General features: G+C 51.4%; 17 protein-coding genes. 7 read left to right on the forward strand and 10 right to left on the reverse strand.

What is annotated here, in order from left to right:
• Positions 1 to 48 precede the first annotated feature (48 nt).
• From PMI41_RS02005 to PMI41_RS02015, 3 genes are all read left to right on the forward strand, one after another.
• On the forward strand, positions 49 to 885 hold the full coding sequence (locus PMI41_RS02005; protein ID WP_008121232.1) for a glycosyltransferase: 837 nt from the start codon (positions 49 to 51) through the stop codon (positions 883 to 885).
• Positions 886 to 1,085: 200 nt separating this feature from the next.
• Positions 1,086 to 1,451 (forward strand): YciI family protein, encoded by a 366-nt coding sequence (locus PMI41_RS02010; protein WP_008121235.1) that lies wholly within the window; start codon positions 1,086 to 1,088, stop codon positions 1,449 to 1,451.
• Positions 1,448 to 2,701 (forward strand): RNA polymerase sigma factor, encoded by a 1,254-nt coding sequence (locus PMI41_RS02015; protein WP_008121237.1) that lies wholly within the window; start codon positions 1,448 to 1,450, stop codon positions 2,699 to 2,701. Before PMI41_RS02010 ends, PMI41_RS02015 begins: the two co-directional genes overlap by 4 nt.
• On the opposite strand, the gene PMI41_RS02020 is transcribed toward PMI41_RS02015, so the two are convergent.
• The 4 genes from PMI41_RS02020 to PMI41_RS02035 all read right to left on the reverse strand — a co-directional run bounded on the left by PMI41_RS02020 (position 2,687) and on the right by PMI41_RS02035 (position 5,591).
• Entirely contained in the window at positions 2,687 to 3,250 is a 564-nt protein-coding gene (locus tag PMI41_RS02020; RefSeq protein ID WP_008121239.1) for a methylated-DNA--[protein]-cysteine S-methyltransferase, read from the reverse strand. The two genes, PMI41_RS02015 and PMI41_RS02020, sit on opposite strands and share 15 nt — an antisense overlap.
• Before the next feature lie 92 nt (positions 3,251 to 3,342).
• The gene (locus PMI41_RS02025) at positions 3,343 to 3,759 is read right to left on the reverse strand and encodes a hypothetical protein (protein ID WP_040853450.1); all 417 of its coding nucleotides are present in this window, start codon (positions 3,757 to 3,759) and stop codon (positions 3,343 to 3,345) included.
• Between the two features lie 151 nt (positions 3,760 to 3,910).
• Entirely contained in the window at positions 3,911 to 4,816 is a 906-nt protein-coding gene (locus PMI41_RS02030; RefSeq protein WP_008121243.1) for an SDR family oxidoreductase, read from the reverse strand.
• 34 nt (positions 4,817 to 4,850) lie between these two features.
• Positions 4,851 to 5,591 (reverse strand): SDR family oxidoreductase, encoded by a 741-nt coding sequence (locus PMI41_RS02035; RefSeq protein WP_008121245.1) that lies wholly within the window; start codon positions 5,589 to 5,591, stop codon positions 4,851 to 4,853.
• 110 nt (positions 5,592 to 5,701) lie between these two features.
• Between PMI41_RS02035 and PMI41_RS02040 the strand changes: the two genes are divergently transcribed.
• Positions 5,702 to 6,607, forward strand: coding sequence for a LysR family transcriptional regulator (locus tag PMI41_RS02040; protein WP_008121248.1), 906 nt, complete (start codon positions 5,702 to 5,704; stop codon positions 6,605 to 6,607).
• A 30-nt stretch (positions 6,608 to 6,637) separates the two neighbouring features.
• On the opposite strand, the gene PMI41_RS02045 is transcribed toward PMI41_RS02040, so the two are convergent.
• Positions 6,638 to 7,348 carry a glutathione S-transferase family protein gene (locus PMI41_RS02045; RefSeq protein WP_008121250.1) on the reverse strand — a complete coding sequence of 237 codons (711 nt, stop codon included), beginning with the start codon at positions 7,346 to 7,348 and terminating at the stop codon, positions 6,638 to 6,640.
• A gap of 128 nt (positions 7,349 to 7,476) precedes the next feature.
• On the opposite strand from PMI41_RS02045, the gene PMI41_RS02050 reads away from it, so the two are divergent.
• The 3 genes from PMI41_RS02050 (at position 7,477) to PMI41_RS02060 (ending at position 9,785) form a co-directional block, all read left to right on the forward strand.
• Complete coding sequence (locus PMI41_RS02050) at positions 7,477 to 8,373, forward strand: LysR substrate-binding domain-containing protein (protein ID WP_008121252.1); 897 nt, start codon at positions 7,477 to 7,479, stop codon at positions 8,371 to 8,373.
• Between the two features lie 92 nt (positions 8,374 to 8,465).
• On the forward strand, positions 8,466 to 9,323 hold the full coding sequence (locus tag PMI41_RS02055) for an alpha/beta hydrolase (RefSeq protein ID WP_008121255.1): 858 nt from the start codon (positions 8,466 to 8,468) through the stop codon (positions 9,321 to 9,323).
• A 120-nt stretch (positions 9,324 to 9,443) separates the two neighbouring features.
• Entirely contained in the window at positions 9,444 to 9,785 is a 342-nt protein-coding gene (locus PMI41_RS02060) for a PilZ domain-containing protein (protein WP_040853451.1), read from the forward strand.
• Positions 9,786 to 9,804: 19 nt separating this feature from the next.
• Here the strand turns inward: PMI41_RS02060 and PMI41_RS02065 are convergent, their stop codons facing one another.
• The 5 genes from PMI41_RS02065 to fliR all read right to left on the reverse strand — a co-directional run bounded on the left by PMI41_RS02065 (position 9,805) and on the right by fliR (position 12,483).
• Positions 9,805 to 10,275, reverse strand: coding sequence for a hypothetical protein (locus tag PMI41_RS02065; RefSeq protein WP_008121259.1), 471 nt, complete (start codon positions 10,273 to 10,275; stop codon positions 9,805 to 9,807).
• The gene (locus PMI41_RS02070) at positions 10,272 to 10,679 is read right to left on the reverse strand and encodes a hypothetical protein (protein WP_008121261.1); all 408 of its coding nucleotides are present in this window, start codon (positions 10,677 to 10,679) and stop codon (positions 10,272 to 10,274) included. Before PMI41_RS02070 ends, PMI41_RS02065 begins: the two co-directional genes overlap by 4 nt.
• Before the next feature lie 24 nt (positions 10,680 to 10,703).
• Positions 10,704 to 11,264: a rod-binding protein gene (locus tag PMI41_RS02075; protein WP_008121263.1), complete on the reverse strand. Its 561-nt coding sequence runs from the start codon at positions 11,262 to 11,264 to the stop codon at positions 10,704 to 10,706.
• A gap of 74 nt (positions 11,265 to 11,338) precedes the next feature.
• Positions 11,339 to 11,734 carry a hypothetical protein gene (locus PMI41_RS02080; protein ID WP_008121266.1) on the reverse strand — a complete coding sequence of 132 codons (396 nt, stop codon included), beginning with the start codon at positions 11,732 to 11,734 and terminating at the stop codon, positions 11,339 to 11,341.
• Entirely contained in the window at positions 11,734 to 12,483 is a 750-nt protein-coding gene (gene fliR, locus PMI41_RS02085; RefSeq protein WP_008121268.1) for a flagellar biosynthetic protein FliR, read from the reverse strand. Before fliR ends, PMI41_RS02080 begins: the two co-directional genes overlap by 1 nt.
• Positions 12,484 to 12,491 lie beyond the last annotated feature (8 nt).

The raw sequence follows: 12,491 nt of genomic DNA on the forward strand, positions 1-12,491 counted from the left end.
CACTAGTCATAATAATTATAAAAAATATATTTCAGCAAGGTTTATCGTATGAAATTTTCGGTACTGATGGCCGTTTATGGCGGCGAAAAACCTGAGTATCTCTCCAAATCCCTCACGAGTATATGGGACGAGCAAAGTCTGCAACCGGATGAGATTGTTCTTGTGAGAGATGGACCGCTAAGCGAGTCTTTAGAAGAAATAATAACACACTGGAAAATAAAACTTGCTTCGCAAATTAAGATCATCGCATTTCCAATCAACTTAGGACTTGCGGTTGCTCTTAATCAGGGCCTGCTGAAATGCTCTAATGAAATCATAGCGCGGATGGATTCTGACGATATCTCTGCACCTTCACGATTCAAGGAACAAATAGAATTCTTGGTTACACACGAAGAGGTGGATATTCTAGGCTCGTTTGCTCGAAATATCGATGAATATGGAACTAAGAAGGACATACGGCAGGTTCCGGAACAGCACCAGGACGTACTTTCCAATATATGGGCATGTCCGCTTATACACCCTTCAATAATGTTCAGGAAATCGGCGATAATTCGCGTCGGCTCCTACAAAACCACTGTTTCCTCCCGTCAGGAGGATTATGAGCTATGGATTCGATCCGCACGTTATGGCTTGATCTTTCACAACCTGCCGACAGAACTGCTGTATTACCGGATTGACGAGGCCGTTCGAAAGAACACAGCCTGGGTTGGCTTGAACAGATTGAGAATTGGATGGCACGCTGTAACGCAGTTTAATCCTCGGCTTCGATCTTATTTGGCTATCAGTTACCCACTTTTACGAAGCTTATTACCCGCTCCTATGAAAAACAGACTGCACCTGTTTGCACAGCGATACGATCCCAGAAAACAAAAACGACCTTCATAGGGGCTAGCGCGAAAGTCGCTACTCTTGGCCTTGTCAAATTGGCGTAGTTGAGCTCGATGCTTCAAGAAATAGCGTGTTTGGTAAAACAGCCAAACATGCTTTTCTTATTTTGGCTCAAAAAATAATGTGTAGCAATGTCGAATCGGACCTTCGCCAAACGATTATGGGTGTTCAACAAGCTAACTGAAGGAAACCAGATTATGCGTTACGCCTGTCTCATCTACTACAATGCCAAGACGCTCTTCGGCGGAAGCCCTGAAGCCAATGCTGTACTTTCCGAGTGTGCCAACTATGACGATAAACTGAAGGAAAGCGGTCACTTCGTCATGGGCGAAGCGCTCGAACTCCCCGAAAATGGCATGACCTTGCAGGTTCGGGATGGCAAAATGTCCGCCGTCGATGGCCCGTTCATGGAAACCAGGGAAATGCTCGGCGGCATTATCCTGATCGAAGCACACGACCTGAATGACGCTGTGCGCGCCGCGTCGGGGCACCCGTTGGCTAAAATCGGTTCGATCGAAGTCCGGCCCGTTGTCGACTTCAGCACGCCACCGCCAGAGCTGTGAGCCGATCTGATACCGATGCGGCCTTCGAGGCAATCTATCGTTCTGAGAAGCGCCGCGTCCTTGCAACATTGATCCGCCTTTTGGGTGGGTTTGAAGTGGCGGAGGAGGCTTTGCAAGAGGCCTTCACCGCCGCCGCGGAACGTTGGGCGCACGATGGTGTCCCCCAAAATCCCTATGCGTGGCTTGTCTCCACCGGCCGGTTCAAAGCTATTGATCGCTGGCGCAAGCAGGCTCGGCTTGCTGCCGCATTACCCGAGCTTACCGCGCTGGCGGATGAGTTGTACGAGCCTGCAATTCCGGAAGACATCAATGATGATGAGTTGCGGCTGATCTTCACATGTTGCCATCCGGCACTCGGTCCAGATGCGCGTATTGCGCTGACCTTACGCGAGGTTGCCGGACTAACCACAGAGGAAATTGCGCGGGCTTATCTTGCACCCGCACCGACGATCGCCCAGCGTATTGTGCGAGCCAAGACGAAAATACGTGATGATGGCATCCCTTATGAGGTACCGGACCGCACCCAGCTTCCAGAGCGCCTCGAAAGCGTCCTGCGTGTGATTTACCTCATTTTCAATGAAGGTTATGCCGCAACAGAAGGGCCTGCGCTGACACGCGCCGATCTATGTGCAGAAGCGATTCGTCTTGGGCGTCTCATAACGGGCCTCTTACCCGAGCCCGAGGCTTTAGGCTTGCTCGCTCTCATGCTTTTGCATGAAGCCCGGCACCATACCCGCACAGATCAGGCGGGAGATATTATACTGCTTGAGGATCAGGATAGGTCCTTATGGAACCAAACCCTGATCGATGAAGCCGGGGCCTTGGTGAACCAAGCTTTTGCTTCGCGCAATGTCGGTCCCTATGTTCTGCAAGCGGCCATCGCCACCATTCATGCCAATGCCCGGTCGGCAGGAGATACGGATTGGTCACAAATCGTAGCGCTATATGATGTGCTGCTGCGTGTCGACCCATCACCAGTCGTGTCTTTGAACCGTGCGGCAGCACTATCAAAGCGTGATGGTGCTGCCGTTGGACTTGCTGCAATTGAAGCGGTTATTCAGCAAGGTAGCCTCAAGACATATCCGCTGGCCTATGCGGCTCGCGCTGATATGGAGCGGCAGCTTGGGATGACCGAGGCGGCTACAGATTCTTACCAGCGTGCAATATCCATGACACGCCAACCTGCAGAACTGCGTTTCCTCAAATCGCGCCTCGCCAGCCTGACCGCAATCAATTCAGAAACCAAATGACTGCTGCGCCGGTGGAACAGGGTTAAGCTCGACACCCTCCAGTTCAAGCATATGCGCTTTGGCAACAGAACCACCTGGAGCTGAAAATCCACCTATCTTGCCTCCGGCCGCCAGTACCCTGTGACAGGGAATAATCAAAGGCACAGGATTTTTGGCCATGGCCTGCCCTACGTCTCTGGCAGCTTCTGGGCCAGCGCCAAGCTCTTTTGCTATTGTTCCATAGGTTGTCGTATGGCCCCAGCCGAGTTGCCTCGCTGCTGCATAAATCTTTGTGAAGAATGGTTCCTGAATACCGATATCGATAGCGACATCGGAGAAATCCATTTCTTCTCCATCAAAATAGCGCTTCACCGCAGCAATCGTTTTTGCAACATCCGGTGTCGGTGTACCGGGTAACGCGTCAGGTAAACGGCGACGCAAAACGCGTTCTGTTGCCTCTGTAGTCTTTGTTGGCAGCTGGAACCGGCTTATGCCAATGCTGTTCCACGCGATGCCGCAGAACCCGCCTGCGGTTTCGAAGATAGTATAGTGATGTATTATCTCGCTCATGAGGCAACCCTCGGATTACGTTCTGTCTAGAGAATCGTGCACCCAGACAGAAAATTCAATCCGATTCTTGCTCTTGATGTCAGCAGATTAAATCAGTCGGTAGCGGACATCACGATATCGCAAAGGCCTTTACGTACGACCTTTTCAGATGTGACCTGTCCCTGCTGAATATTGAACATGGCATCAACGCGTGTGCCAGTGCCTTTCTTGCGAGCAACGATCCTCAAGGTCTGTTCCCGGCCGGAACCTGTCGTCTCCTGATAGGCGTCAATTGCGCCAAGAGACTTATTTACCTGTATTCCCAGGAAGCCTTCCGCGGCCACAGCCTGTGCCAATGCTTTCAAAACCTGATCTGCCTTGACCTTTGGAAAATCATAGGAGGTCTTGTATGTCATCGCTGTAATCAACGGTACTCCTGTCACCTTGAAGTTACCCTCGCAGCTCTGAGCATGACCTGCTGAAACACCTGCAACGACAAAAAGAAAAGCTAGAATAACCTGTTTTTTCAACAATATGACTCCCCGAGTTTGACCGAAATGCTTTTAGTCCCAATCCGGTAACATTCCACTAGAGTAAATGAACTAGTCCCTCACAGCTCAAGAAACAGGCCAGCCCGCACTGGCCTGTCATTTGCATAACACTACCGAAGCCTCTGAAAGGTCATCGACTGGCACTCGCCGGTCTAAGTAGATCTTCCAGGCCGATCCGCCGGAACATTTCGGCGCGCACCCTATCGGCAACTCCGTTGACTATTTCAGCTCCATCCTGAGAAGGATCTATATGAGTCCGGAATGGACGGCTGCCAAAAGGCATTGCCACAACATCGACAATGGCCATAGCAACTGCACTTGCATCGGCATCCGCCGGTTCAAGCGCGGCCAATCCCTGCAGAGCTTGCTCCGGCACCCCTTTGTAAGGACCGTTGTCGTACTCGGCAGCACGCTCCCTGTCTGCGGGTGCGCCGGAATGGGCAAAATGATTGGTGCCTTTTGTGAATGCTCCGGGTACGATAATTGCAGTCTCTATACCCCATCTCGCAAGCTCTGCAGCGTATGACACTGCAAGGGAATCCATGGCTGCCTTGGCCGCAAAATACGGCGAAAGATATGGAGGCGTACCACCCCTCGTGCTCGACGAAGAGACCCATACCACAAGTCCCTTTCCTTGTTTGCGCATGTGAGGAAGTGCAGCCCGGTTGACCCGCTGCGTGGAGAGAACATTTATATCGAAAAGCTCAGCGAATTGTTCCGGCGTGAAGGCTTCGGCTGGACCAAATGACATGTGACCGGCATTGTGAATGACAACATCAATTCGCCCTCGATCAGCGATGATGCTCGCTATTCCTGTTTTGACCGAGGCTTCATTTGCTACATCCAACTCAACCGGAAACAGGTCGACCCCATGTTCTCTAGCGAACGCATTGGTATCAGCTGATGCCGGGGCGTTCCGGCCTTGGGTGTCACGTATTCCGGCGTAAACGATGTGGCTTTTCCTGGCGAGTGCCCGAGCCGTAAGCGCTCCAAATCCACTGGATGCCCCAGTGATTACAATGACTTGTCTGTTCATGATCTTGATACTCTCGTGGTGGCGTTGATGTTGGTCACGCGATGCCGCCATTGGCACGCAGTATCTGGCCGTTAACCCAGCCAGCATCGGACCCAACAAGAAACGATACTACATTCGCTATATCGTCCGGCTGGCCGAGGCGCTCGAGTGGTGGCATTTTCGCAAACTGGGCCACCTGTTCATTGCTTTTGCCTTGCAGAAAGAGTTCCGTCTCAACCGGACCCGGTGCCACTGCATTCACCGTGATATTACGGCCACGCAGTTCTTTGGCGAACACGTGTGTAAATGCCTCAACGGCTGCCTTTGTGCCGTTATAAATCGCGTATCCTGGCATGTTGAGCGCCAAAGTGGTGCTGGAGAAATTCACGATTCTCCCGTCATTCCTCAAGCGCTTTGCAGCCTCACGCAGCGTGTTGAAGGTGCCCTTTGCATTAATGGCAAAGTGCCGATCAAATTCCTCGTCCGAAGTGTCAGCCAACGGAATGGTTTTCAGGATACCTGCATTGTTGACCAGAATATCAACACCGCCGAACGCCGTTTCCGCAGCGTCGAACATACGGGATACGGCGTTCGCATCACTTACATCCGCTTTGGCAGTAAGAGCTTTGCCACCTTCAGCTTCGATCTTTTTGGCCAGCGCCTCTGCAGGTGCTGTATCGCCGGAGTAATTGATAACGATGATAAAGCCTTCGCTGGCTAGCCTCTCCGCAATTGCTGCGCCAATGCCGCGCGAAGCGCCTGTTACAATCGCTACTCTTTTTTCGTTCTGTGTCATGCTTTTCTCCATCATTTTGCGCAATGCGCCATTGATGAAGTGAGCATGCCCTATTTTTCTTTTCGGATAATCATGCAAGAATTGGCATCACTGTTTTGGATTTTCGAATAATGGACACTTTGAATGCCATGCGGGTTTTTACCCGCGTTGTTGAACGCCGCAGCTTTACCTTGGCCGCTGAGGATGTCGGCTTGCCAAGGTCAACGGTTACGAACGCAGTTCAGCGACTGGAAACCAGACTGGGAGTTGGACTGCTGAACCGCACCACGCGGCAGGTCAGCCCGACTTTGGACGGCCAAGCCTATTATCAGCGCTGTCTGACAATTTTGGCCGATATAGAAGATGCGGAGGGAGCCTTCGCCGGTGTAGTACCCAAAGGCCTACTACGCGTTGATGTGCATGGCACTCTGGCACGGCATTTTCTGCTACCGGATCTTCCCGCTTTTCTCGCCGCCTATCCTCAATTGCAGTTTCACATGAGCGAAGGAGACCGGTTGATTGATCTTGTTCGTGAGGGCGTGGACTGCGTATTGCGCGTCGGCGAACTCTCCGACAGCGACATGATAGGCAGGCGCGTTGGAATGCTCGAAGAAATCACCTTGGCCTCACCGGGCTACATCGCGAAATACGGTATGCCGCTTCATCCTGAGCATTTGGATGGTCATCGTATGGTAGGTTTCCATTCGACCGTAACCGGAGGAATTCTTCCACTTGAATTCACTGTTAATGGCATCATTCGCAATATCACTCTGCCTGCAGATGTTTCAGTAAATGCTGCGGAGAGTTTTGTGGCCAGCGCACAGCTCGGTTTCGGACTGATTCAAGTACCCCGCTATCACGTCGAGACAGGCCTTGCGACGCGTTCCCTGATCCAGGTTCTGCAGGATTTCCCGCCCTCACCCACGCCTGTATCTTTGCTCTATCCCCGCAACCGGCAGCTCTCGCGCCGGGTGCGGGTGTTCATTGACTGGCTGACCAAGGAGTTTGCAAGCAAGAATATCAACAGGCAGCCATGAGTTCCACTTTTGAGAATGACAACTGAGCAATCAAGCGGCAGCCTTGGCTATTTGTTGTAAGGCATTCTTAAACTCCACATGTCCGGCAAACCCGCCTCGCGATTGTGCAGATTCCTCGTGCTCGATTGCATGGGCAAACTTTACAGCAGGATCAGCTTCCAGTCTTTCATAGAGCTTTTTCAAGCCTGTATAATCGGCATAACTGGCAGTCTTGTGGAAATTACTCCAGCGCGCGATTCCCATGAAGTAGGCATCTGCCAATGTCGGCCTGTCACCTAACAGCCATTGCTTGTCACCCAGCAAGAGCTCCAAATCTTCGTGGGCTTTGCTGACCTTGGTCTTGCCATAAGCAATCAGGGTTTCAGATTCATCGCCTGCACTTGCATGCTCCAACGCGTACCAAAGCGGCGAGTAAGCGTTGAAGAATGTGGTATTCAAGAATGCCAGCATCTGATTGAGGCGATCGAAATCCTTTGTTCCTTGTTTAAAGGCAATACCCTGCTCGATCGCGCCCGCGCCGATATGGTTGAGAATTGCCATGCTTTCGCTGATGAATTCTCCTTCCGCGGTCAACAAGGTTGGCGTCTCTGCAATAGGATTGATCTGCCGGTAAGCTTGGCTGGTAACCGTTTCCGGCATTGCGATACGTGAAAGCTGGTAAGATTGCTTTGACCACTCCAACGCAACAATGGACCCAAATGAGCAGCCCTCTGGCACACCGTAAAAAAGTATCTGTGTCATAATAGTTCCTCGTTTTTACCCAAGGCACTCTCGCCTCTACATCCATTAGTTATTACATGTGGACGATCTGACGGTAGATGGCTATTCTGCAACTTATCGTCCATACTTGTAGACTCTGAGGCGAACCCGTGATCAATCTCAATGACCTTTTTCTTTTCGTTCAAGCGGTTGAGGCAGGCAGCTTTTCGGAAGGTGCCCGCCGCCTTGGTATCCCCAAATCCACCATCAGCAAGCGTATAGGAGAGCTTGAAGCCCAGCTCGGCGCACGTCTCATCCACCGCACCTCACGCAGCTTTTCACTATCCGATGCGGGACGGGATTTCTTCAATCATGCACGTGGTGCTTTAATCGAAGCAGAGGCCGCCGAAAACATCGTTCGCAGTCGGCTGGCAGAGCCGAGTGGCACGGTCCGCATAACTGCCTCCATTCCAACTACACAATTCTATCTGGCCGATTGCCTACCCGTACTCGCCCGCAAATACCCAAAGATAAATCTGGAAATGTACGCCAGCGACCGGTTTGTCGACCTTGTGCAGGAAGGCTATGATCTGGCAATCCGAAGTCATTTCGCACCACTTCCGGATTCGGATCTCGTCCAAAAGCAATTGATGACAGAACCGATATTTGTCGTTGCTTCGCCCGGCTATCTTTCAGCCCATGGCCAGCCTGTATCGCCGCAGGATGTGAGCAGCCACTACGGACTTCTCAGTGCTTCTGGTGCGGAAATCTGGCATCTTGTTTCTGATAGCGGTGCGGAAGTGAAAACAAAGCCTATCCGCAGAATGCTTGCCAATGAATCCATAACCCTCATCAAGGCAGCCATCGCCGATATGGGACTTACCTGCCTACCTTCCTCCATCTGCGAGAGTGCAATTAAACATGGCGAGCTCATTCGTGTTTTACCGGATTGGTCAGCGGGCATGGTAACCACGACATTGCTCATGCCCCATCGCCGAGGGCAGCTTCCGAGCGTTCGAGCGGTCGTCGATTTCTTTTCCAATGACATGCGAAAGGGCGGTGAATAATTCGGCTATCCGGCGATCAACAATACGTGATTTTACAAACTACCGTTCGGTAGTTTTTATAAAGACTTTCTTACCTCCCAAAGGAAGTCGTCATGCATGTAAAATACAAAACTGCCACAGTGGATGATGTTGAAGTTTTCTATCGGGAAGCCGGGTCTGCCGATGCGCCGACCCTGTTGCTCCTGCACGGATTCCCAACTTCCAGCCACATGTTCCGTGATCTTATTCCTGAACTGGCGGAACATTATCGGGTCATCGCGCCAGACCTTCCCGGGTTTGGTAACACCAAAGCACCCGAACGCGGCAAGTTTGCTTATACCTTCGATAATCTGGCTCATGTAATTGGCCGGTTCACAGAGGTCCTCGCGCTGGAGCAATACGCACTTTATATTTTTGACTATGGTGCTCCAACGGGATTGCGTCTGGCTCTTGCTCATCCGGAGCGTGTTTCAGCGATCATAACCCAAAACGGTAACGCCTATATTGAGGGCTTGAGCGAAGCATGGGGCCCATGGCAAACATACTGGCGCGAACCAACCCCGGAAAATCGTGAGGCTTGCCGGGAGTCGCTCTCACCTGAGGTTATCCGCGACTGGCAATACTTCACCGGCACTAATCCCATCAATGTTTCGCCCGATGGTTACACGCTGGACAACGCATATCTTGCCCGCTCAGGAAATGATGAAATTCAATTGGACCTGATTTTGGACTACCGCTCCAATGTCGAATTATATCCGGCATTCCAATCCTATTTCCGCAAGCATCAGCCGCCGCTCTTGGCCGTATGGGGCAAGAAAGATCCCGCTTTTCTGCCAGCGGGCGCTGAAGCCTATAAGCGTGATTTGCCTAGTGCACAGGTTCATCTGCTTGATACCGGGCATTTCGCCCTTGAAACACACGCTTCTGAGATAGGCATGCTCATCCGGAATTTTCTGCGTGAACATATTTGACAGTAAAAAGAGCGCCTGCCCCTAACGGATTTGCAATTGTTTATGGGTAAACACTGACAAATTGCCGGATCGCATACTGCGGTTTGAGGTTCGGCTTTCATGATACTTTTGAGAAAGTCGATGTCAGCGTCCAAGCCCGGTCAATCCGAACAAAGAGAACAGGAACGCAAGCGGACAAGATTGCGTTCGGGCAAACTTGTGACCCTTGATGGTCAATTTTTAAAGGAATGCCATTTTCAGGACCTTGCCGAAGGCGGAGCCCGGATACGACTTATCGGTCAATGCGATGTACCCGAGCGTTTCTGGCTATTCGACGATCAATATTGTGGCGCGCTTATCACGCGGGTTATCTGGCGCAAGGATTTGGATCTTGGGGTGCAATTTGCTCCGGATTCAACCGTCACCCCGCTAAGCGACAGGATAATTCATGCACTGTCCGGAAAGTATTATTCACTGGGTTGAAAGCGGAAAACTCCAATGATCAACCGCGGCTGATACCTTTGGTATTCTGGTCACGAATCTCTTTTGATGAGATATAATTGAACTGCTGGACGAGCAGGTCTTTGACAAGCGGCGCGGGGAACCGGGCGTTTACACCATCAATGATTGCCTGCTTGACGTCGTCAAACTTCACCTTCTGCACATCTTTGACATCAGAATAGTGACCGTAGAACTGCCGGAATATCTCATCATTTATAAAGGCAGCGACCGGTACTTTGACGGAAGCTTTTACCGCACTGTCCAGTGTATAGATTAGCTGCGTAACGACATAGCCCTCTACTGCACCGTCAATGATAATAGGAATACTGAACACTTCTGTCTTGCCATCATCTAACACCTGTGTGGATTGGGATGTCACTGATGCTGTCGCAGAATTCTGCTTTACTGCAAAATACAGCGACCCAAGAGCAACGACGCAAATCCACAGTCCGATAATGGCAATGCGTATCATGCGCCCATGCCATCCCGCATCTGGCGCGCCGTATAGGTACCGTCAGCTTCATGAGTTTCCAGCGCATCGCGGATAATGCCCGTCAGTTCGCTGACGGCACGCAAATGCAGCTTCAATGCTTCGCAATTGCGCTCGAGCTTCAAACGAAGATTATCGAGCACTGGTTGAAGGGCTTTGAGTGCGGCATTGTCGACCGATTTCACAGCCTTCCCAAGCGCCTTGTTGAAATCACGCAGCCCACGGCTTTTGCTTGCATTGATTTCGGCCAAATCAACAGCGCCACCATCCATGAGGAGACCCGTCTCGTGCTCAATAACGTCCTCAAGCCGGCGAATGGCGAAAAGTACCGGGTCCAGCGCAGGATCAAGGCCGGTCTGCTGTTTGTTGTCGTTGACGATTTCCATATCCATTCCTTCCAATCTTCGGCCTCAACTCTGACGAGTCTTTGTGAGATCTTCTGTTGATTTCAACTGCTTTTGGATGAGTTGCCGTTCGATCTGGTGCAATATTGCATTTGAAACCTGCTCTTTGGTATCAATGTCCGGCGCGGTGTTGAGAGTTTCAACCGCTTCGGGTTTAATTCGTTTTGCGCTCTGCTCTTCCAGCATGCGAGCAACGCCAATGCCGCCTGCATTGGCCATTTGGTTGGCGATGGCCTCCGACATCATCGATTTCCAATAGCCGCCCGCGATACCTTCGCCATAAACTGCTTGATTCTCACCTGAGAACATCGATTCCACAAAAGACTGAAGCATAAAGGCTTCGAACTTCTTGAACGCCGGGCTTGGAGCGGGCGTCTTCGCCAGCGCATCTTCAGAGGCACTCCCTCCCATCTGCAAACGCGCAAAGTTCTCAGACGATAGCGGGATCTGTGCTGATGCGCGATCCGCCGTCATGGTCCGCAATCTTTCAGCCGATGCCCGCATTGCTTGCGGGTCAGCAGCCATTGCCACATCCAACACCAAATCTGAAGGTGGATTAATAGCCATAAAAGACAGTCCCATACTGTTTCATGTTTATGACATTAGCTCCCCAAACTTGACTGAGGCTTGAGCCCTGCAAACTAGCTTGCGACTTTGCCAAGCAACTGGCTGATATGTTCATCAATCTCCATAGCTAGTTCCTGTCGTTGCCGTTCATTCTCATAGGCACGTAGTCTATCGTTCAGAACATCAAGCGTTCTGGAGTTCTTCAGAAGTTCCTGCCGCTCAATTGCCAATTGTCCGGTCAAGCCCAAGGCTTTTATCCGGTTGGCTTCAAGGCGCTTTATGATGATATCGGAAGAGACAATATTGACGCCGGATTCAAAGCGGTCATTCTGCATCTTGAACAGAGCTTCATCTTCCTGCGCTATTGCAAGCACGTCGGCATTGATTGTCGCAATCCTCATTTCGGCCTTGGCTTTCTTCAACCCCTGCAATCGGATTAAGCCCCGATAAGATGCGCGAGTACCGGCCATCAAAACGACCTCAGATAAGAGCCGGCTTCGCTTGTGAACAACCTCAACAAGTCCGGCATGGCAAAATAAAGCAGCATCAATCCACCAGCCAAAACAAAGGGCATGGAGATAAAGTACACCGGAATGGCAGGCGTCAGCTTGTTGATCAACCCGACAGCGATATTTACGACAACTGCAAACACAATGAATGGTGCAGCTATGCGTATGGTGCTCATAAAGGCCTTTGAGAGAGTGTCCGTCAAATTGACCATTGCCGTGCCGGGTTGGAAAATACCATCTACCGGAATAGCCGAGTATGAAGACAGGAGCGCGCGAAACACCTCAAGGTGCAAATCCGTGATGAAGAACAGGCACAGAGCCGTCAGTGTCACAAAGCTTGCTATTGCAGCCTGCGGCTCCTCTCCTTCAATCGATCCGGCTGGAGCACCCGAATAACCGACAGTCATCGCGATCGTATTGGCCATGAATTGGAGGGCCCAAAAATACATGCGAGCGAGCACGCCTATCAGCCCACCGACAATAATCTCCACAACTATGATCCGCATGAGCATCAGCGGCGCTGCTTTGGCAGCTGGCGCCACTTGGGCAAGCACAAGAGGCACGACCATCAGTGAGCAAGCCAGCGCCAGAAAAAGCCGGACCTGCAGAGGAATTCGCGGGCTGGAAATTCCCGGCATGATAAGCAGACAGGCACCCACCCGCGCAAATACCAGAAATCCTGCAAGCGCCGTATCACCAAGCGGAAGCATTCAAAGCG

Source organism: Phyllobacterium sp. YR531 (assembly GCF_000282595.1).
In the GTDB taxonomy this organism is placed as follows: Bacteria; Pseudomonadota; Alphaproteobacteria; order Rhizobiales; family Rhizobiaceae; genus Phyllobacterium.